Annotated in this window: 14 protein-coding genes and 1 pseudogene; 4 read left to right on the top strand and 11 right to left on the bottom strand. The window is 71.6% G+C overall.

From position 1 onward, the window contains the following. Positions 1–55 precede the first annotated feature (55 nt). Positions 56–943 (top strand): pentapeptide repeat-containing protein, encoded by an 888-nt coding sequence (locus ACW5E8_RS09095; RefSeq protein WP_456965282.1) that lies wholly within the window; start codon positions 56–58, stop codon positions 941–943. A gap of 826 nt (positions 944–1,769) precedes the next feature. Here the strand turns inward: ACW5E8_RS09095 and ACW5E8_RS09090 are convergent. The 5 genes and pseudogenes from ACW5E8_RS09090 to pilG all read right to left on the bottom strand — a co-directional run. Beyond that, positions 1,770–3,953: pseudogene (locus tag ACW5E8_RS09090) on the bottom strand (Hpt domain-containing protein); the annotation flags it as partial. Between the two features lie 11 nt (positions 3,954–3,964). Next, a complete protein-coding gene (locus ACW5E8_RS09085) occupies positions 3,965–5,986 on the bottom strand; it encodes a methyl-accepting chemotaxis protein (protein ID WP_456965124.1) in 2,022 nt (673 codons plus the stop codon). Between the two features lie 30 nt (positions 5,987–6,016). Continuing rightward, positions 6,017–6,574, bottom strand: a complete 558-nt coding sequence (locus ACW5E8_RS09080; protein WP_456965123.1) for a chemotaxis protein CheW — start codon at positions 6,572–6,574, stop codon at positions 6,017–6,019. 1 nt (position 6,575) lies between these two features. Beyond that, positions 6,576–6,941 (bottom strand): response regulator transcription factor, encoded by a 366-nt coding sequence (locus tag ACW5E8_RS09075; protein ID WP_456965122.1) that lies wholly within the window; start codon positions 6,939–6,941, stop codon positions 6,576–6,578. A 19-nt stretch (positions 6,942–6,960) separates the two neighbouring features. Then, entirely contained in the window at positions 6,961–7,362 is a 402-nt protein-coding gene (gene pilG, locus ACW5E8_RS09070; RefSeq protein WP_132985356.1) for a twitching motility response regulator PilG, read from the bottom strand. A 177-nt stretch (positions 7,363–7,539) separates the two neighbouring features. Between pilG and gshB the strand changes: the two genes are divergently transcribed. Further along, the gene (gshB, locus tag ACW5E8_RS09065) at positions 7,540–8,499 is read left to right on the top strand and encodes a glutathione synthase (RefSeq protein ID WP_456965121.1); all 960 of its coding nucleotides are present in this window, start codon (positions 7,540–7,542) and stop codon (positions 8,497–8,499) included. Positions 8,500–8,533: 34 nt separating this feature from the next. Further along, positions 8,534–9,397, top strand: coding sequence for an energy transducer TonB (locus ACW5E8_RS09060; RefSeq protein WP_456965120.1), 864 nt, complete (start codon positions 8,534–8,536; stop codon positions 9,395–9,397). Positions 9,398–9,417: 20 nt separating this feature from the next. On the opposite strand, the gene tsaB is transcribed toward ACW5E8_RS09060, so the two are convergent. From tsaB to mrcB, 4 genes are all read right to left on the bottom strand, one after another. Further along, positions 9,418–10,167 carry a tRNA (adenosine(37)-N6)-threonylcarbamoyltransferase complex dimerization subunit type 1 TsaB gene (gene tsaB, locus ACW5E8_RS09055; RefSeq protein WP_456965119.1) on the bottom strand — a complete coding sequence of 250 codons (750 nt, stop codon included), beginning with the start codon at positions 10,165–10,167 and terminating at the stop codon, positions 9,418–9,420. Between the two features lie 59 nt (positions 10,168–10,226). Then, the gene (locus ACW5E8_RS09050) at positions 10,227–12,299 is read right to left on the bottom strand and encodes an ATP-dependent DNA helicase (protein ID WP_456965118.1); all 2,073 of its coding nucleotides are present in this window, start codon (positions 12,297–12,299) and stop codon (positions 10,227–10,229) included. Between the two features lie 91 nt (positions 12,300–12,390). Beyond that, a complete protein-coding gene (locus ACW5E8_RS09045) occupies positions 12,391–12,936 on the bottom strand; it encodes a hypothetical protein (RefSeq protein WP_456965117.1) in 546 nt (181 codons plus the stop codon). Then, complete coding sequence (mrcB, locus tag ACW5E8_RS09040; protein WP_456965116.1) at positions 12,933–15,326, bottom strand: penicillin-binding protein 1B; 2,394 nt, start codon at positions 15,324–15,326, stop codon at positions 12,933–12,935. The genes ACW5E8_RS09045 and mrcB overlap by 4 nt, the downstream gene beginning before the upstream one ends. Before the next feature lie 139 nt (positions 15,327–15,465). Here mrcB and ACW5E8_RS09035 point away from each other — a divergent pair, with 139 nt between their 5' ends. Beyond that, complete coding sequence (locus ACW5E8_RS09035; RefSeq protein ID WP_456965115.1) at positions 15,466–17,559, top strand: glycosyltransferase; 2,094 nt, start codon at positions 15,466–15,468, stop codon at positions 17,557–17,559. Between the two features lie 9 nt (positions 17,560–17,568). Here ACW5E8_RS09035 and ACW5E8_RS09030 read toward each other — a convergent pair whose 3' ends face one another. Next, complete coding sequence (locus ACW5E8_RS09030) at positions 17,569–18,930, bottom strand: hypothetical protein (RefSeq protein ID WP_456965114.1); 1,362 nt, start codon at positions 18,928–18,930, stop codon at positions 17,569–17,571. A gap of 57 nt (positions 18,931–18,987) precedes the next feature. Next, positions 18,988–21,153: a RelA/SpoT family protein gene (locus tag ACW5E8_RS09025; protein WP_456965113.1), complete on the bottom strand. Its 2,166-nt coding sequence runs from the start codon at positions 21,151–21,153 to the stop codon at positions 18,988–18,990. Between the last annotated feature and the right edge of the window lie 41 nt (positions 21,154–21,194).

The raw sequence follows: 21,194 nt of genomic DNA, 5'->3' as shown, positions 1-21,194 counted from the left end.
TCGGAGTCGAGGCCGGTGAAGTCGAAGTCGGCGTCGGGATCGTCCTCGGTCGGGATTGCAGTCAGCACGGCCCTGGTCGCGGCGGCGGCGACGCGGTCGACATCCATGCGCTCGGCTGCAAGGCGTTCTGCTTCGATGCGCGCCACTTCGATGCGTTCGGACTCGACACGTTCGGCTTCGAGACGTTCGGCTTCAAGGCGTTCGGACTCGAGGCGTTCGGCCTCCAGGAGTTCTGTTTCGAGGCGTTCTGTTTCGAGGCGTTCTGCTTCGAGACGTTCTGCTTCGAGACGCTCGGCTTCGACGCGTTCCGCTTCGAGACGCTCCGCTTCGATGCGGTCTGCTTCGAGACGCTCGGCTTCGACGCGCTCGGCTTCGAGGCGTTCTGCTTCGACACGCTCGGTTTCAAGGCGCTCCGCCTCGGCACGCTGTGCGTCAGTCCGCTCAGCCTCGGCCTGCTGTGCTTCGACGAGCGCAGCTTCCAGGCGCTCGGCCTCGACGTGCTCCGCTTCGAGACGCTCCGCTTCAAGGCGCTCCGCTTCGACGTGCTCCGCTTCGAGACGCTCCGCTTCGAGACGCTCCGCTTCCAGGCGCTCCGCTTCGACGCGCTCCGCTTCAAGGCGCTCCGCCTCAATGCGCTCCGCCTCAATGCGCTTCGCCTCAATGCGCTCCGCTTCGAGACGTTCCGCCTCGGCGCGCTCGGCTTCGAGACGCCCGGCTTCCACGCGCTCCGCTTCCAGGCGCTCCGCCTCGACGCGCTCCTGCTCCAGGAGCTGCGCTTCCATTTCGGCGAACCGGAGCCGCTCGGCCTCGGCCTCGGCTTCTGCTTCTGCTTCTGCTTCTGCGGCAGCCGCTGCAGCGGCGGCGTCCACATCCGCGTCCACGCGCGCGATCCCGAACCCGTCAGCCGACGCGTGCTCCTCGTCCGGAGTGGCAGCAGCAGTGATCCCGCCTTCGTCCCCGGCCACATCGCCACCATCGGCGGCGCTGGATCCCGCGGGGAAGCCGGTATAGGCACTCAGGTCGATGTCGACCAGCTCCGGCACGCGCTCGCCCAAGGTCGCTTCCGCGGGTTGGCCTGCGTCGTCGGAGGCGTCGTCGCCGACGGACGTGTCAAGGCCCATGGGCGTCGGCTCCGGAAGGCCGTCGCGCAGCGCCGCGAGCCGCGCGGCCAAGGCGGCGGCCACGGGCACCTGCGGCTGCGCCGACAGGAGGCCCGCGATCGCGGCACGCGCCACTGCGGCAAGCTCACCGATGGCGGCCACGCCCTCGACGGACGCCGGCTCATCCGCCGACAGCAAGCGGCGTACATAGCCTTCACCCGGCGTCAGCGCCTGGGCGACGGTCGGCACCTCGGTCATCGCGAAGGCGCCGTTCATCGTATGCAGCGCGCGCAGCAGCGCCTCGGACACCTGCGCCGGGGACGTGGTCGCACGATCCAGCCAGGCGTCGACCGTCACCAGGTGCCCGCCGACTTCCGCTTCAAGGATTTCCAGCAGCAGGGCGTCGACCGAGGCCGGCACCATCTCCAGCGGCACGGATACCTCGGCCGTGTCGGCCTGCGGCACGGGCGCCGCAGGCTCGGCGGCGTCCGCAACGGAGGCCTCCGGCACCAGCGCGTCCATGGCCATCTGCGCACGCGTCGTCTCTTCCGGCATGCCCTCGTCGCCGCTGCCGATGCGCTCGGCCGAGGCCTGCATGCGCTCGAGGTCGGAGCGGACCACGCCATCGCCGCGCAGCGCGGCCTGCAGCTCGGGCAGCGTGTAGAACGCCTGGTCGACCATCGCGACCACGGCGGGGCTGGCCGATCGCGTGCCATCGAGCACGCGGTTGAGCATGTTCTCGACCTTCCAACTGAACTCGCCGAGCTTGCGCGCGCCGACCAGGCGTCCGCTGCCCTTCAGTGTGTGGAAGACGCGACGGATCGGGCGCAGGCGCTCGAGGTCGTCGGGCTGCGCGCGCCACAGCGGCAGCAGCTGGTCGAGGTTGTCGATCTCCTCCGCGAACTCTTCGAGGAAGACCTCGCGGATCTCGTCGTCGATCTCGTCGCCCGTGGCTTCGAAGCCACCCGGAGGGGCCGGAGCCGGCGCGGCTTCGACCGCGACCGGTGCCGGGGCCTCGGCGCCCGGCAGCGATCCCGTGCCGCCACGATCGATCAGCGCCGCGACGGTGCGTTCGATGTCTGCCTCGCTCACCACCGCCTGCTCGGACTCGAGCGGCGCGGCGGCCGCCTGCGAGGAGGGTCTTTCAGCCGGCAGCGGCCAATAGCCCAGGCTCTCCAGGCTCTGGCGGCTGACGTCCAGGATTTCGTCACGGTTGAAGCGGTTCTCGCGCAGCGCTTCGAGGTAGTACTCCAAGCTGGCCAGCGCGTCGGCGAAGGTGTCGAGCTGGCGCCCGTTGGGCACGCGACGGCTGTCGATCAGCTCGTCTTCGATATAGCGGCGCACGCCGGTGAGATACGCCGCGGGCTGCGGCAGCTCCAGCATCTGCAGCGCACCGGTGACCTCGCGCAGCAGGCGCGGCACCTCGACCAGTTCGCCGTGGTCCCAGCCGGTCTCGATGAAGGCGACGAAGGCCTGGCGGGCATCGGCGAAGTTGCTGATCGCTTCGCGCGCGAGCACGTCGAGCACCTTCTCGGCCTCGCCGGCGGTGAGTTCGCCCTGCACGGGCGCATCCTGGTCGCCGGCGCCCAGGCGGGCAACCTGGTCGTCGAGCGTGGCGTCGACATAGAGCAGCGCGCCGGCGACATCGAGCAGGGCGCTTTCGTCGGCGGGCTTGCGGCCCCGCACGATCTCCTCCATCGCCGCGCGCTGCTGCTCGACCACGCCACGCGCGACGCCAAGGCCGAGCATGCCGAGGGTATCGGCGACGCGGCCCAGCGCCTCGACCTGCGGCGCAAGGCGCCCGAGGTCGGCTTCGCCGGTGCGCAGGTGCAGGTCGAGCGCGTCCTTGACCCGGAGCAGGTCTTCCTTGACCGCGGCCGCCACGGTGTCGAGCAGGGCGCGGTTGCGCCCGCTCATGCTGCCCTGGGCGTGGCTGATCTCGGAGTCGGTGGGCAGCTGCTGCTGCAGCTCGAAGGTGTCGTGCAGCGCGCGCAGCTCGGCATGGTCCGTGCTGGCATGGACCACGTGGAACAGGAGCTGGCGGGTCGGCTCGAGCGCGGACTCCGCGCGCGGGATGCCGAAGCCGTCGTCTTCGAACAGGCGCCTGGATTCGCGCTCGACGCTGGCGAATGCCTGGCGCAGCGCGGGCGTCGCCTCGAGCGCGCCATCGGCGACGCCTTTGGCGACTGACGACGCCACCCACAGCATGCGGCGTGCAGGCTCGGCCTGGACGTAGGCGATCAGCGCGTCCAGCGCGCCGGCAAGCGCGCGGGCATTGGCCGGGGCACCGTGCTCCGGCCAGGCAGCCATCGCACCGCGCAGGTCGCCGAGCAGCGGCTGCGCGCGCGCATTGCGCACCGGCACGGGATCATTGGCGACCGTTGCCGGCGCCAGCGTATCTGGGAGCGGACGCTGCAGGTCGGGCGCGAACAGCACGCTCTCCGACAGGCCGGACTCCCCGCGCGCGGCGCGCAGGTCGTTGAGCAGGGGCAGCAGGACGATCGGAATGTCCTTGTGGCCGCTCTGCAGGCGCTCGAGGTAATCGGGCAACAACACCACGCCGCGCATCAGCATCGCGCAGGCGGCATCGCGATCGGCCACGGCACCATCCTGCAGCGCCTGTGCCAGGCGCTCCATCTCCTCGGCCACCATCGCCGGCGCATACAGCTCGACCATGCGCAGCGTGCCCTGCACCTGGTGCAGGTAGCCGGCGCAGAAGCGCATGCGGCTGGTGTCGGCGGGGTCGGCGGCGAAGTCCTCGATTTCGATCCGCGCCTGGCGCAGGGTCTCGTCGAGCTCCGGCTTGACCCAGCCGAGCGTGGTGTAGTCGATCGCGTCGCGCAGAGCGGTCATCGGTCTGGGCTTCAGGCCGGCAGCTTGAAGTCGGCGACCGAGCGGCGCAGGTCGGCTGCGAGCTGGGCGAGGTTTCCGATCGAGGCTGCGGTCTGGTTCGCGCCCTGGGACGTCTGCGCGGTGATGGACTGGATGGTGTTCATCGTGTCGGTGATGTTGCTCGCCGCCGCGGACTGCTGCTGCGAGGCGCTCGAGATGCCTTCAATGAGCGCCGCGAGGCTGGTCGACACGCTTTCGATCTCGCCCAGCGCCGTACCGGCGTCCTCGGCCAGGCGCGCACCGGCGACCACCTCGGAGGTCGTCTGCTCCATCGAGCTGACCGCCTCGTTGGTGTCGGACTGGATCGTCTCGACCAGCGTCTCGATGCGCTTGGTCGCGTTCGAGGCGCGTTCGGCGAGTCGCTGCACTTCGTCGGCCACCACCGCGAAGCCGCGGCCCGCCTCGCCCGCCGATGCCGCCTGGATGGCTGCGTTCAGCGCGAGGATGTTCGTCTGTTCCGAGATGTCGTTGATCAGTTCAACGATGGAGCCGATCTCCTGCGAGCTTTCGCCCAGGCGCTTGATGCGCTTGGAGGTTTCCTGGATCTGGTCGCGGATCGAGTCCATGCCGGCGATCGTCTCGCGCACCACGCCCGCGCCCTTGGTCGCGATCTGCACCGAGCGCTGCGCCACGTCGGCGGACTCGGCGGAGTTGCGCGACACCTGGTTGATCGACTGCGCCATCTCGTTGATGCGGTCGGACGCGGAGTTGATCTCCTGCGCCTGGTGCTCGGCGGCCTCGGCCAGGTGCATGGCGGTGGCCTGCGTTTCCTGGGCGCTGGACGCGACCTGCACCGAGGTGTCGTTGATCGTCTGCACCAGGCTGCGCAGCTGTTCGACGGCGAAGTTGATCGAGTCCGCGATGGCGCCGGTCATGTCCTCGGTCACCGTCGCCTTCACCGTCAGGTCGCCTTCTGCGAGCGAGCCCATCTCGTCCAGCAGGCGCATGATCGCCTCCTGGTTGCGGTTGTTGAGCTCCATCGTGGTTTCGTAGCGCTCGCGGCGGTCGCGGCTGAGTTCGCGCATCAGGCCGACGAGGGCCAGCGCCGCGAGTGCCAGGAACGCGATCGAGATCCAGATGTTGCCCAGGATCGAGGTGTCGCGCAGCGAGCCGAAAGTGGTCAGCGACTGGAACAGGGCCTCGCTGTCGGCAAGCAGCTTGTCGGACCCGGTGGTCAGCGACGCCGCCGCGCTCTGCGCGTCGAACAGGTTCCGGGAGCTGGCCAGAATCGCGTCCAGGTCCTTCTTCATCTCTTCCCACTGCCCGGCCGCCTGGTCGAGCGCCGCGAGCGCGGAGCTGTTGGACAGCGCCTGCACGTTCATGGCCTCGTCGCCCGAGCGCAGGCCGGTGAGCACCTGCTCGAACACGCCCGCGTCGCGGGCCAGCGCGTCGCCGGCCAGCGAAGCACCCGGGCCGCCGGCCTGGATCTCGGTCACGCGCCGGGCCATGGTCGAGGCCAGCACCACTTCGCGAAGCGCGATGTAGATCTGCGACGACGGCGAACCGCTGGCCGACATCGCGCGCACCACCTCGTCAAGCTGCGCCTGCAGCTGCGGGACCGCCTGCGTGAAGCGTGCAGCGTTGCCTGCGAAGGCCACCACCGCCGCCTCGCTGGCGACCACCTGGTCGGCGTTCGCCGCCAGCGGCTCCCAGGTCGCGGCCACGGTGCGGATTTCGCCGGCGACGTCGGGCGTGCCGCCGAAGTCGCGGACGAGCTGTTCGATGTCGCGGTCGATGGCCGCCCTGGTGCCCTTGAACGCCGCGTACGAGTCCGTGTTGCCGTCGACCGCTTCCCGGCCCTGGATGGCCAGGCGCTGCGAGTTCACCTGCAGGCTCGAGGCCGCCGTGCTGGCACCGCCCAGGCGCGCGGCCTTGGTCATCGCGTAGATGGTGTTGCCGGCGAAGACCAGCAGCGATGCCACCAGCAGCCAGATCCAGACCCTGGCGCCGATGCTGCGACCCTTGCCGCTCTCGTTGTCGATGACGTTGCTCATGGGATTACCTCTGGCCTGTCTGATGCGGCATCAGGCCGCTGCTTGTCTGAATTCGGGGGTGCGCGACAGCCGGTCCAGGCTGAACACGCCCCATGCATGCCCGCCCACCTTGTAGGCGCGGTCGATGAAGCTGGAATAGCGGCCCTCGGCGAGGGCCTCGTGGCCGGACTGCTGCTCTTCGAGGAAGCTGCGCTGGCCGAAGAGTTCGTCGATGGTCACCGCGACGTTGCCGCCGGGCTGGCGCACCACCAGCACGCGCTGGCCCTCGTGGATCACCGTGCGCTCGCCTTCCAGGAACAGGCGCAGGTCCACCACCGGCAACAGGGTGCCGCGGATGTTGGCGACGCCGAGCATCCACGACTGCGCGCCAGGTACGGGCGTGAGCTGCGGCAGGGGCAGGATTTCGAGGACCTCGTCGAAACCCGAGGCCAGCAGGCGCTGGCCGACGCGGTAGCCGACGCCGCGCCAGAGGCCCGGCGCATCGAGCTGTTCGGGCAGGCCGACGACGTGCGCGAGGCTGCGGCGCTCGAAGCCGGCGAGGGCCTCGAAGGGCTCGACGGACCGCGTGCGTGCGTCGCGTCGTGCCATCTCAGCCTCCCAGCAGCGCGTTGATGCTTTCGACGAGCTCGCTCTCGACCGGAGGCTTGACGATGTAGCCCTTGGCACCCTGGCGCATGCCCCAGGCCTTGTCGGTCTCCATGCCCTTGGTGCTGACGATCAGCACCGGGATGGCGGTCGTGGCTGCGTCGCGCGACAGCGCGCGGGTCGCCTGGAAGCCGTTCATGCCCGGCAGCACGACGTCCATCAGCACCAGCGCCGGCTGCTCGCGTCGCGCGACCTCGATGCCGTCCTCGGCGTTTCCGCAGGCCAGCACCTCGTGCCCGTTGCGCTCGAGAAGCTGGGTCAGGACCGCGGTGTCTGTCGGCGAGTCCTCTATCAGCAGGATCTTTGCCATGGTGTACCTGCCCCCCCGGTCAGGTGTTGACGTGCGTACGGATCGCGTCGAGGAGTTCCTCGCGCGTGAAAGGTTTGGTGACGTACTGCTCGGAGCCGACGATGCGGCCGCGCGCCTTGTCGAACAGGCCGTCCTTGGAGGACAGCATGATCACCGGCGTGTGCTTGAACAGCTGGTTGTTCTTGATGAGCGCGCAGGTCTGGTAGCCATCCAGGCGCGGCATCATGATGTCGACGAAGATGATCTGCGGGCGCTGGTCGGCGATCTTGGCCAGCGCTTCGAAGCCATCCGTTGCGGTGACGACGTCCGCGCCTTCGCGTCGCAGCAGCGTCTCCGCCGTGCGCCGGATGGTCTTCGAATCATCGATCACCATCACGCGCAACCCGTCGAGGCTGCCGGCGCGATTTTGGTCCTGCGTCATCGTGTCTCCCCGTGCATGGCCCCGTGACTGCCGGCGCCTTGCGAGCGGCCAATCTTCCAGTCCGCTGCTGCAGTGTCAAGCACGACCGCTGCGGACTGTGCGCGTCTGCAGCTTATCCCTGCTCGGGCGCTGCCGTCAGCTGATAACATTTGTCACTATTTGCCGCAGGTGGCCCAAATGTCGCTGGATGTCGTCGTCGTGATGGATCCGATCGGGTCGATCAAGGTCGCCAAGGATTCCACGTTCGCCATGTTGCTGGAGGCACAGCGGCGTGGTCATCGGCTGCACTACGTGCTGCCGGGCGGGCTGTCGATGGACGGCGGCGCCGCCCGTGCCCTCGCCGCACCGCTGAAGGTCCGTGACGACCCCGAGGACTGGTTCGAACTGGGACCGGCGTCACAGCGTCGCTTCGGCGACGGCGACGTGGTGCTGATGCGCACCGACCCGCCGGTGGACGCCGATTACGTCCACGACACCCAGATCCTCGATGCCGCCCGCCTGGCCGGGGCGAACGTGGTCAACGACCCGCGCGGCCTGCGCGACCTCAACGAGAAGCTCGCCGCGCTGCTGTTCCCGCAGTGCTGTCCGCCGACCCTGGTCAGCCGCGATGCCGCCGCGCTCAAGGCCTTCGTGGCCGAACACGGGCAGGCGGTGCTGAAGCCGCTGGACGGCATGGGCGGGCGCTCGATCTTCCGCGCCGCCGCCGGCGAGTCCAACCTCAACGTGATCCTCGAGACCCTGACCGATGGCGGCCGCCACCTGGCGATGGCCCAGCGCTACCTGCCGGAGATCACGCAGGGCGACAAGCGCATCCTGCTGATCGACGGCGTGCCGGTGGACTACAGCCTGGCGCGGATTCCGCAGGGCGACGAGTTCCGCGGCAACCTCGCCGCCGGCGGCCGTGGCGAAGGCCGCCCGCTGAGCGAGCGCGACCGCTGGATCGCAGCCCAGGTCGGGCCGGAAATGGTGAGGCGCGGCATGCGCTTCGTCGGGCTCGATGTGATCGGCGACTGGCTCACCGAGGTCAACGTCACCAGTCCCACCTGCATCCGCGAGCTGGACGCCGAGTTCGGCCTCAACATCGCCGGCCTGCTGTTCGACGCCATCGAACGCGGCGCCCCCGGCACGCCTGCCTGATGGCGGGCGTGGAGACCATGCAGCGGTGAGCGCGATGGCGGCACCCGGCGGCATCGGCGAGCGCGAGCGCCTGGGCGCGACCCTGGTGCTCTCCCTGCTCGTGCACGGCATGCTCGTGCTCGGCATCGGCTTCGCGCTTGAAGAGGCGGCGCCGGTGCTGCCCACGCTCGACGTCATCCTGACCCGCACCACCAGCCCCCTGACCCAGGCACAGGCCGACTTCCTGGCGCAGGCCAGCAACCAGGGCGGTGGCGAAGACGAGGCGAGCCGGCGGCCGCGCGATGCGCAGGCCGGGCAGCTGCCGCAGGACGAAGCCGGCGTCGCGCAGCGCGCGGTGCGCGCGCAGTCCCCGGACGTGGCGCCGCCCCCCGAGGCGCGCGTAGTCACGAGCCGCCACGGGGAGGACGCGGTGCCCACGCCCGACGCCACCCCGCGCGCCGACGAGCTGCCCCTGCCGAGGGGAGAGGAGCGGATCGAGCGCGATCTCGCCATGGCGCGCCTGGCCGCCGAGATCCACCTGCAGTCCGAGCGCTACGCCAAGCGCCCGAATCGCAAGTTCGTGTCGGCGAGCACCCAGGAGTGGGTCTATGCCACCTACCTGCGGGCCTGGGTCGACCGCGTCGAGCGCGTGGGCAACCTCAATTACCCCGACGAGGCCCGCCGCCGGCAGCTGTCGGGCACGCTCGTGATCAGCGTGGCGATCCGCCGCGACGGCTCGGTCGAGCGCGCGGAGGTGATCCAGTCCAGCGGCATCCGCCTGCTCGACGCCGCCGCGCTGCGCATCGCAAGCCTCGCCGAACCCTACCCGCCGCTGCCGCGGACCGACGAGGAAATCGACGTGCTCCACGTCACCCGCACCTGGAACTTCCTGCCGGGCGGCGAGCTCGTCGACGACTGAGCCCGGCCGCGGCGGCAGCCTCAGCCGCGGCGTTCGCGCGCAGCGACCTGCTCGGCGAGGGTGAGCGCGACGTTGTCGCGGAGATACGCGGGCTCCACCCGCTCCGGTGCGATCGCGTCGCCTGCGGCATACGCGAGCGCAGCCAGGCGCGCGAGGTCGGCGGCGTGCGGAAGGGCCTGGGCATCGACTGATGCCAGTCGATTGCCGAGGCGCTGGACCAGCGCGCCATCCGCGGCGGCAAAGCCGGTGCCCACGCCATGCCACGCGTCGCCGGGCGGAAGTTCGATGGCTTCGGGTGCCGCCACGATTTCCCGATCCAGGGCGCGCAGGCCATCGCCTTCGCGCACGAAGGCCCCGGCATAGACCTGGCCCATGCGCGCGTCGATCGCGGCGAGCACGCACTGCGTGCCTGCGGCGCCATTGCCAGCAACGCCTCCCGTCCCACCTGCGGTTGCGTCGCGCACTCCGCCCAGGGCCAGCACCGCCAGCGTTGACACCGGAAGCAGCGGCAGCTCGAGCGCCAGCGCGATGCCCTGGGCGATGGAGATGCCCAGGCGCACGCCGGTGAACGCACCCGGTCCGCGCCCGACCGCAATCGCGTCGAGGTCGGCGCGCCGCAGCCCGGCCTCGGCCAGCAGTGCCTCCGCCCATGGCAGCACCAGCTCCGCGTGCCGGCGCGGCGCCAGCTCGAAGCGCTCGATCACCGCATCGCCCACCAGCACGGCGACGGAACAGGCTTCGGTGGAGGTTTCGATGGCGAGCAGGCGCATGCGGGGAGTACGGCAGGAGGGTGCGACAGGGTAACCCCGCGGCCCGTCGCCACGCCCGCTCACTCGGCGGCGAAGAACTCCACCGCGTCGGCAACGTCGCGCGTGCGCGGGAACGGCGGCAGCGAATCGAGGAAGCGCCGGCCGTAGCCCTTCCCAAGCAGCCGTGGATCACAGAGCACCAGCACGCCGCGGTCGGTCTCGGTGCGGATCAGCCGACCCACGCCCTGCTTGAGCGCGATCACCGCCTGCGGCACCTGCTCATCGCGGAAGGGATTGCCGCCGGCGCGGCGGATTGCTTCCAGCCGAGCCTCGAATACCGGATCGTCGGGCGAGGCGAAAGGCAGCTTGTCGATCACCACCACGCTCAGCGCACCGCCGGCGACGTCGACGCCCTCGCGGAAGCTGGCGGCGCCGAGCAGGACACCGTTGCCGGACTCGCGGAAGCGCTGCAGCAGCACGTGCCGCGGCGCTTCGCCCTGCACGAACAGCGGCCACGGCCCGCCGCGCAGGACCTCGGCGGCCTCGCGCAGCGCGCGGTGCGAGGCGAACAGCAGGAAGGCGCGGCCGCCCGAGGCTTCGAGCACCGGGCGCACGGCGGCGACGATCGCCGCGGTGTAATCGCGCGAAGACGGCTCGGGAAGGTCCGGCGGCAGGTAGGCCAGCGCCTGGCTCGCCCAGTCGAAGGGACTGGGCACGATCAGGGTGCGCGGCGCATCCAGGCCCAGGCGCGTGGAGAGGTGGTCGAAGCGGCCTTCGACCGCAAGCGTCGCGGACGTAAACACCCAGGCCGCGCGCGAACGCTCGCGGTGTTCGCGCAGCGGTCCAGACACATCCAGCGGCGTGCGCTGCAGGCGGAAGCCGCGTGGAGAGAGCTCGTACCAGCGGACGTCATCGTCGCTGACGGGTGGTGGCGCCCTGCCTTTGGCGGCGGCCGTGCCGACGTCCGCAGCCGCGTCCGCACCCTCCGCCGCGCCGGTGTCGGCGGGACCGTCCAGGTCACGCCAGCGCCCCAGGCGCCCGCGATGGTCGCGTGCGCGCAGCAGGCAGGCCTCAAGCCCCGGGGCGGCATCGGCCAGCGGCACCAGCGCATCCGCAAGCGCGAGCAGCGCGACGTCGAGGCCGTCCAACGACTCGACCACCTCAGGCACGGCCAGCAGCTGCGGGCGCGTACCGCGCGCGGCCAGCACCTCCATGGCAGCGCGCAGCAGGCGCGTGGATTGCTCCAGCGCGCGCGCCGGCTCCTGCAGCGCGGCCAGCGCGCCGTTGACGCCGTGCGATTCCGAGATCGCATCGCGCGCGAGTTCGACCAGCGGCCGCGCCGACAGGCCCTCGCCGAAGAACTGCGCGGCGAGCTCGGGCAGCTGGTGGGCCTCGTCGACGACGAAGGCCTCCGCGCCGGGCAGGATCTCGCCGAAGCCTTCCTGCTTGAGCGCGAGATCGGCGAGCAGAAGGTGATGGTTGACCACCACCACGTCGGCCTCCTGGGCGCGCTGTCGTGCCTGCACCACGAAGCACTCGCCCCAGAAGGGACACTCGCTGCCCAGGCAGTTGTCGGCGGTCGACGTGACCAGGGGCAGCAGCGGCGAATCCTCGGGCAGCGATTCAAGCTCCGCCAGGTCGCCCATGCGGGTGCGTCCGCTCCAGGCCACGATGCGCTGGAAGTGCTCGGCCTGGGCCGGCGTCTGGAAGCGGTTCTCGCCGCGCGCACGCTCCAGCCGGTGGCGGCAGAGGTAGTTGGCGCGCCCTTTCAGCAGCGAAGTCCGCAGGCCGGTGCCCAGCGCATCGCGCACCCGCGGCAGGTCGCGGTGGTAGAGCTGGTCCTGCAGCGCGCGCGTGCCGGTGGAGACGATGGTCTTGCGCCCCGACAGCAGCGCCGGGACCAGGTAGGCGAAGGTCTTGCCGGTGCCGGTACCGGCTTCGGCCAGCAGCACGCCGCGGTCGTTGAAGGCCGCAGCCACCGCGGCCGAAAAGTCCTGCTGCGCCTGCCGCGGACGGAAACCCGGCAGCACCGCGGCCAGCGGACCATCGGCGGACAGGGCGTCACGGCTCTCACGGGCGAGCGCGGGCTCGCACGGCGCGTCGGCGCCGGCCGCGTCATCGAGGGCGGGATCACTGGGTCGGGAAAGGTTCATCAGGACGCCATGATCGCCGCAAACCGCTGCCTGCGGACTCGTCCGCGGACAGGCAGCACTGTCGGGATTCTCCCAGCGCGCTCCGTGCAGCTCACCAGCGCTGGGCTGGCGCCACCCTGCATTCGGCCATCGCGTCCTTCGCGGCGGCCGCACCGGCGGCGTCGCCCTGCACCAGGCGGACCTGCTCGCGAATGGCCCAGTGGCGGCGGCACAGCGGGCCCACGCCCGAGCCCAGGGCCTGCGCCCGGGCCGCGAGCTCGTCCGCGCGCGTGAAGTCGGACATCAGCAGCGCGACCTCGGCGCGCTCCTGGAGCAGCGCGGGATCGTCGGGCACCAGCGTGATCGCGTGGTCGAGCGCGGCGGCGGCGTCAGCGGGGTGGCCGGTCTGCAGCAGGCGGTCGGCCTGCTGGCGCAGGTCTTCGACTTCGGCGTTCCGGAGCGGCTGCACGTTGAGTTCGCCCGCACCATCACCGGCGGCCGCGTGGACGTACTCCACCATCTGCGCGGGGGTGGCGTCGGTCAGCGGCTGCACTGCCGGCGCCTCGGGCGCGGACGCGCAGGCGGCCAGGCCCAGCAGCACCGCCGCGGCCAACACGCCACGCGTGCGAAGAAGGGGTCGTGGGGGATCGTGGATCATCTGCGCGTCTCGGACTCGGACTCGGATTCTGGAGGCTGCGGCGTAGTGGCGGGATCACGGCCGAAGCCGAACCACTCGCGCCAGCCACCCGACTGTTCTTCGGGCGGCAGTTCGCGCACGCAGGGCTGCCAGGGCGGCACGAAGTCGGCATTGAAGGGGAAGCGACGCGCGCCCTCGCAATCGGCGTCGGTGCTGTGGCCCTGGACCACCCAACTCCACTCCAGGCCCCGGCCCGCGACCTTCAAGGGCGCGCTGGGCAGGCGCTTGAACATGCCCGACCAGACCCGCATCGCGCCGGTGGCACCGTACAGGCCGGTCTGCTCGTTCTGGTCGTTGCCGACCCAGACCACGGCCAGGTGGTCACCGGTCCAACCGGCGAACCAGCTGTCGCGGCCGTCGTTGCTGGTGCCGGTCTTGCCGGCCGCGGCCAACCGGCCCAGGCCGTCGTTGACGAGCTGCCGCCCGGTACCGGAACTCACGGCCTGCTGCAGCGCCAGGGTCACCAGGCGCGCGGCGGTGCGGTCGCGGTCGTCGGGCTGGGCCGGCGCCTTGTCGTAGCGGGTGAGCAGCTTGCCGTCGCCATCGAGCACGCCGCGCACGGTGTACAGCGGCTGGATCTCGCCGTCGGATGCGAGGAACTGGTACAGCTGCGCCATCGCATACGGGCTCTGGTCCACCGAACCCAGGATCAGGGACGGGTTCGCGACCGCTTCGATGCCCGCCAGCTGGCGGATCAGGAACGCCAGGCGCTCGGGACGCACGGCCATGCCCACGCGCACCGTGGCCTGGTTGTACGAACGCGCCAGGGCGTCGATCAGGCGCACGTTGCCGTGGCTCTTGCCGTCGGAGTTGCCGGGGGTCCAGCGCTTGCCGTTCTGCAGCGTGACCGCGACCGGGGAGTCGTCCACCAGGGTGGCCAGCGACCAGCGGTCAGGCAGCGCCAGCGCCAGCAGGTAGACGAAGGGCTTGAGCAGCGAACCCACCGGCCGCTGGGCCTCGACCGCGCGGTTGAAGCCGGGCATGTCGACGTCGCGGCTGCCGACCACCGCCACTACTTCACCGCTGTGCACGTCGGTGACCACCAGGCCGGCTTCCAGCGACGGCCTGTTCTTGCTCGCCAGCGCCTCCAGCGTGCCGGTGACCGCGTCTTCGGCGTAGGCCTGCGCAGACGGCGACATGCTGGTCATCACCGCCAGCCCCGCGCCCTGCAGCTTGTCGGCGGGATAGTCGCTGGCCAGGTGGCGGCGGACCAGGTCGACGTAGGCCGGGAAACGGTTGGCGGCGATGCTGCCCGGCGCCGTGGTCACGCCCAGCGACGCAGCGACGGCGCGGTCGTGTTCGGCCTGGTCGATCAGCCCCGTTTCGAGCATCTCGCCGAGCACGAAATCGCGGCGGGTCTTCGCGCGCTCGGGATGCCGGCGCGGGTCGTAGTAGGACGGGCCGCGGATGATGCCGACCATCAGCGCCACGTGCTCGGTGCCCAGGTCGTCGAGCCTGCGTCCGAACCAGTATTCGGAGCCTGCGGCCACGCCGCGGATGGCCTGGTTGCCGCGCTGGCCCAGGTAGACCTGGTTGAGGTAGGCCTCGAGGATCTCGCCCTTGTCGTGGCGCGCCTCGATGATCAGCGCGTACAGGATCTCGTTGAACTTGCGGCTCCAGGTCTGCTCGCGGCCGATGCCGAGCAGGCCGCTGCGCGCCAGCTGCTGGGTCAGGGTGCTCGCGCCCTGGCGCGCCTCGCCGGCCTTGAGGTTGATCCACGCCGCGCGCACGATGCCGCGCACGTCGATGCCGTGGTGGTGGGCGAAATCGCGGTCCTCGACCGCCTGCAGGGCGTCGGTGAGCTGCTGCGGCACCTCCGCCACGCGCACCAGGCGGCGCTCCTCCTGCTGCCGGCCATATAGGGTGGCGATGCGCGCGGGGTCCAGGCGCACGAGCTCGGCGTTGCGGTCGCCAACCAGGTCGCGGACCCGGGCGACGGTGCCCTTCGCGATGCGCACTTCGACGCGGCTGGGCGCCACCGCGCCCGCGACGTCGGTGAAACCACGGCTGGCGATGGTCCAGGTGCCGTCCTTCCCGGCCCAGGTGCCCGGCCGCTGGCCGTCGCCCTCGCGATAGCCGGCGGCGGCAAGTTCAAGCTTCAGCGTGGCGGCGTCCATCGCCGTCCCGGGTGCGAGCGCCAGCGGCCGCGCGTAGACCCGCGTGGGCTGCTGCCACTGCAGCTGGCCAAAGCGCTCGTTGACCTGGTGGTTCAGGTACAGCATGTACGGGACCAGGAACCCGAGCCCCAGCCCTGCCGCTGCCAGGCACCAGGTCAGCAGCGTACGTCGCCAGTCGCGGCGCGGGCTGCCATCATCGTCGTGGTCGTCTTCGTCGTAATCGATGCGTGCCATGCGGGCTCGGCGGCGTGGTGGGAGGACGCCGGGCTGCGGCGCGGAATGCGAGAATGCGGCGATCCGTGCCGAGTCTAGCCCAGCGCCGGCAGCCCCTCCCCGGCCGCGCACGCCCCCCTTCAGCCGGAGTTGTCGCTGGATGTCCCTTACGATCGCCGACGCGCGCTTCCTCATCGCACGTGCCGCCGGCCTCCTCCACCGCGGGCTGCTGAGCCTGCGCACCCGCGGGCTGCGCGCCAGCTGGACGCGCCTGCGCGAGCAGGTGCTGCCGCCCCGGCGGGCGCTGCGGGAAGGCCTGTACCTGCCGGCAGCGGCGCCCTTCGCGCCCTTCGCCCTGGCCACCAGCGACACGCCCGTCGCCAGCATCGTGATCCCGGTGTACGGCCAGTTCGCGCACACCCTGGCCTGCCTGCGGGCGCTGGCCGCGCATCCTCCACGGGCGCCGTTCGAAGTACTGGTGGTCGATGACGGCTCCGGCGACGAGACCCCGGAGCTGCTGCCACGGGTCGAAGGTCTGCGCTACCACCGCCGCGCCGCCAACGGCGGCTTCATCGCCGCCTGCAACGACGGCGCCGCCCTGGCCCGCGGCCGCTACCTGGTGCTGCTCAACAACGACACCGTGCCGCAGCCGGGTTGGCTGGACGCGCTGTTGGACACCTTCGACACCCATCCGGATGCGGGCCTGGCGGGCGCGCAGCTGCTGTATCCGGACGGCCGCCTGCAGGAAGCCGGGGGCGTGGTGTTCAACGACGGCAACGCCTGGAACTACGGGCGCTTCGGTGATCCCTCCGACCCGCGCTACGCGTACCTGCGCGACGCCGACTACGCCAGCGGCGCCGCGATCGCGATCCCGCGGCAGCTGTTCCTCGACCTCGGCGGCTTCGACCGGCGCTATGCGCCGGCCTATTACGAGGACACCGACCTCGCCTTCGCGGTGCGCGCGGCGGGCCGCCGCGTGCTCTACCAGCCGGCCGCGCGGGTGGTCCACGACGAAGGCACCAGCGCCGGCACCGACCTTGGCAGCGGCGTGAAGGCGCACCAGGTGCGCAATCGCGAGGTGTTCCTCGCCCATCGCCGCGAGGCCCTGTCCAGGCTCCAGCCGCCGCACGAGCCCTCCCCGGCGAGCCTGCACCGCCACCAGCGCCAGGTGCTGGTGATCGATGCCCTGACGCCGCAGCCCGACCGCGACTCGGGCTCCCTGCGCCTGGTCAACCTGATGCGCCTGCTGCGCGAGGAAGGCGCGCACGTGGTGTTCCTGCCCGCCAACCGCCATTACGACGGTCGCTATACCGATGCCCTGCGCCAGTCCGGCGTCGAAGCCTGGAGCGCGCCGCACGCCGCGCGCGCACCGGCGTGGCTGGCCGAACACGGGCCGCGCTTCGACGTGGTGATGGTCTGCCGCCACTACGTGGCCAGCGAGTTCCTGCCCCTGCTGCGACGCCATGCGCCGCAGGCGCGTGTGGTCTTCGACACCATCGACCTCCACTACCTGCGCGAAACGCGCACCGCCGACGTCACCGCCGACCGCACGCTCGCGCAGGCGGCCGCGCGCACGCGACGCCAGGAGCTGGCGGTGATCGCCGCTGCCGACACGACCCTCGTGGTCAGCGCGGTCGAGCGCGAGGTGCTGGCCGCCGATGCGCCCGACGCCCGGGTCGAGGTCCTGTCCAACCTGCACAGCGTGGCCGGCCCGGGCCTGCCCTTCGACCAGCGCCGCGACCTGGTCTTCGTCGGCGGTTTCCGCCACCCGCCCAATGTCGATGCCGTGCGCTGGTTCGGGGGCGAGGTGATGCCGCTGGTGCGCGCGCGGCTGCCCGACGTCGGCTTCCACTGCATCGGCGCCGACGTGCCGCCGGAGGTCGCTGCGCTGTCAGGCGTGCCCGGCATCACCGTGCACGGCTACGTGCCCGACATCACTTCGTACATGGACGGCTGCCGGCTCGCACTGGCGCCGCTGCGCTACGGCGCCGGGGTCAAGGGCAAGGTCAACCTGAGCATGGCCCACGGCCAGCCGGTGGTGGCCACCAGCTGCGCAGCCGAGGGCATGCACCTGATCGACGGCCACGACGTGCTGGTGGCCGACGACGCCGTCGCCTTCGCGGATGCCGTGGTCCGCGCCTATGGCGATCGCGAACTATGGGAACGCCTGGCTGCGAACGGCCTGGACAACATCGCCCTGCATTTTTCGGCGGATGCGGCGCGCGGCGTCGTGCGCCGGGTGTTCATCGACTGACGCGCGCGCTCATTCCGGCCTGAGCGCGGCGGCGGCCGCGCGCACGCGCAGCTCGAAGTCGGCGAGCCCGGGAACAGCCGGATCCGCCACGCGCGCCGCCGCGAGGGCGCTGCGCGCATTGCCGATCTCGCCGGCGCCCAGGCGCTCGTCGCCGACGGCCAGCCAGCGTTCGGCGAGCTGCCGGCGTGCAGCCGAGAGTTCACCGGCGTCGTCGCCGAGCGCGGCCCGGGCATCGAGACAGGACGCGGCGCTGCGCAGGCGGTTGCCGCGCAGCGCAAGCGCATGGCACTCGTTCGCGGCCGGCAGCAACCGGCCCACCGCCGCCGCCACGGCCGGCGATGCGGGATCCAGGGCGCGTGCCGCAGCGACCTTCTCCACGGCGTTTTCGCCCGCGGGTGCAAATATCTTTCCGTCGGTGCGCGCGACCTCGGCCTCCGCCAGCAGCACGGACACCCGCTGCGCACGCGCGCCTGCGGACATCGCCAGGACGCCGGCATCCGCGTCGGGACCGCCGCCGACACCCGGACGCACCGCGACCTCGCCCGCAAGCAGCCTGGCCACCCCGTCGCTGTCCAGGCCGGACTCCTCGGTCAGCCTTGCCACGGTGTCGGTCATGTCCATGTGCGCGGGGTCGTAGTCGCGCACGGTGGCGACCAGGCGCACCGCGTGTTCGACATCGCCGGCACGCAGCGCCTCGCGGGCCTGCGCCAGCAGCTCGCCCAGCGCATCTTCACGACCGCGCAGCGCGCCCGCATGCGCCGGCTCCAGTGCCAGTACGCGCGCGTAGAGCGGCAGCGCGCTGGCGGTGCCGTCGTCGAGCCGCCCCTGCGCATGCGCGAGTTCGGCGCGGGCGAACATGCCGTCGATGCCCGCTGCGCCGGCCTCGCGCATGCGCAGGGCATCCGCCAGTGCGTCGGCCTCGGCGCGCGGAACCGACAGCGCGCGCGCCAGCGCCAAGTGGCGATGGGCGTCGGCAAAGCGATCCTCGGCCAATGCCATCCGTGCCTGGCCCAGCGCGGCCAGCGCCACCCGGGCCAGGCCCTGGCGCGCTTCGCCGCGGTCGGGATCCATGGCCAGTGCGGCTTCGAACAGCTCGCGTGCACCGCGTCCGTCCTCGGCGCTCAGCATGCCGCGGGCCAAGGCACGCTCCGCTTCGTCGTTCAGCGCCTGCGCGCGCGTCTGCGGCCACAGCCAGGCGCCGATGGGCGCGCGCAGCATCGCCAGCGCCACCACCAGCAGCATCAAACCGATCAGCCACCAGCGCCAGTGGCGCCGCATGCCCAGGCGTTCGGGCATGCCGGCGAGCCAGCGCGCGATGGCGTCGGCGCCGGGGGGATCGGGAAACGGATCGGCCTGCCTGCGTGGATTCACGCGGCCGAGCTTAAACGGCGGCGCATGAACATGTTGGCGGCGGGCACGCTGCCGGGCTCAGGCCCGGCGCGCACGCTCGACTCCGGGCAGCGCTTCCAGCCGGCCCAGCAGCCGCGAGAGCTGGCCGAAGTCCGCCACGCGCAGCGACAGCCGCAGCTGCACGCGCCCCGCGCCGCGCGACGCGCCACCGTCGATGGACAGCACGTGCGCTTCTTCCTGCGCGATCAGGTTGGTCACGTCCTTGAGCAGGTGCTTGCGGTCGACCGCGTCCAGGGTCACTGCGGCCTCGTGCCCACCGCCCGATGCACCCCACTCCACCGGCAGCACGCGCTGCGATTCCTTCTCCGCCAGGCGTGCGAAGGCCGCACAGTCGGCACGATGCACGCTCACGCCGCGCGAGCGCGTCAGGTAGCCGCGGACGGCCTCGCCCGGCAGCGGATGGCAGCAGCGCGCGATCTGCACCAGCAAGTTGTCGACGCCGACGACGGTGAAGTCCTGCCCGCCGCTGCGGCGCACGCGCTTCGGGGCGCGCAGCGCGATGACGCCGTCGTCGTCGGGCACTTCCGACTCGCGCTGGGCCCGCTCGTGCTCGGACAGGGCGCGCGCCACCTGGTGGGGTCCGACGTCGCCCAGCGCGACATGGACATGCAGCTCATCGACGCTGTCGACGTTGAAGCGGCGCAGCACCGGCGCCAGGTCGGCCTGCCCCAGGCCCACGCGCTTGAGCTCGCGCTCCAGCAGTTCGCGGCCATCCTGCAGGTTGCGCGCGCGGTCCAGCTTGTGGAACCACGACCGCACCTTCTCCCGCGAACGCGCGCTGGCGAGATAGCCGTTGGTGAGCATCAGCCAGTCGCGTCGCGGCTCCGCGACCTTGCCGGTCATGATCTCGACGCGGTCGCCGCTGCGCAGCACGTGGTCGAGCGGCACGATGCGGCCATCGACCTTGGCGCCGCGGCAGCGGTGGCCTACCTCGGTGTGCACGCGGTAGGCGAAGTCCAGCGGCGTCGCGCCGCGCGGCAGGTCGATGACCTCGCCCTTCGGTGTCAGCGCGTAGATGCGGTCTTCGACCAGCTCGGTGTCGAACGCGCCGGCCAGCACGCCATCGCCGGAGTCGGCGGTCGCGTCGAGCAGGTTGCGCATCCATTCGATCTTGCGGTTGACCGCGGCCTCGCCGGCGGCCGAGCGCTGCGAGCCCCCGCTCTCCTTGTAGCGCCAGTGCGCGGCCACGCCGCGCTCGGCCTGTTCGTGCATTTCACGCGTGCGGATCTGCACCTCGAGCGTCTTGCCGCCGGGGCCGACCACGGCGGTGTGCAGCGAACGGTAGTCGTTGTTCTTGGGGCGCGCGATGTAGTCGTCAAACTCGCCCGGCACCGGCGTCCACAGCGCGTGCACCGTGCCCAGCGCTGCGTAACAGGCCTGCACGTCGTCGACCAGCACGCGCACCGCGCGCAGGTCATAGAGCTCACCGATCGGCACGCCCTTCTTCTGCATCTTCTTCCAGATGCTGTAGATGTGCTTCGGACGCCCGGCGATGTCGCCGGTGACGCCGGCCGCGGCCAAGGCATCGTCCAGTGCCCCGGTGACATCGGCGATGTAGCGCTCGCGGCCGGCGCGCGTGTCGTCGAGCAGCTTGGCGATGCGGCGATAGGTCTCGGGCTCGAGGTGGCGGAACGCGAGGTCCTCGAGCTCCCACTTCAGCTGCCAGATGCCCAGGCGGTTCGCCAGCGGCGCGTGGATGTCACGGGTCAGCCGGGCCAGCGCCAGGCGCTCGGGTTCGGGCAGCGCTGCTGCGGCGCGCATCCGCGCCAGCTGCCGGGCGAGCAGGATCGGCACCACGCGCAGGTCGCGCACGATCGCCAGCAGCAACCGGCGCAGGCCCTCGTGGCCGCGGCGGGCGCCCTGCTCGGCGTGCAGCGCCCAGACCTGGTTGGCGGCGGCCTGGCCTTCCAGCAGGGCCGGCAGCGCCGGGCAGGCCACCTGCTTCGAAGCGGCGTCGCCTGCGGCCCAGTCCGGTACTGCGTGCAGGATGGCCGCGGCCATGACGTCGCCATCGGCATCGAGCAGGGCCAGGGCGGCAAGCGTGTCCTCCAGCACCGCGCGCGGATCGACGCAGGGCGCGGGTCCGCACGCGGCGGCATCGCGCAGCAGCCCGGACACCGGACGCGGCAGCGTCCGCAGCGCAGGCAGCGCCAGCAAGGCCTCGATATCCACTGTGTCGACCACGGCGACGGGTGCTGTGCGGAAGGCAGGACGGTCTACACTAG

It is taken from the genome of Luteimonas sp. A649 (genome assembly GCF_054072735.1).
This window is presented reverse-complemented; position numbering and strand designations above follow the sequence as displayed.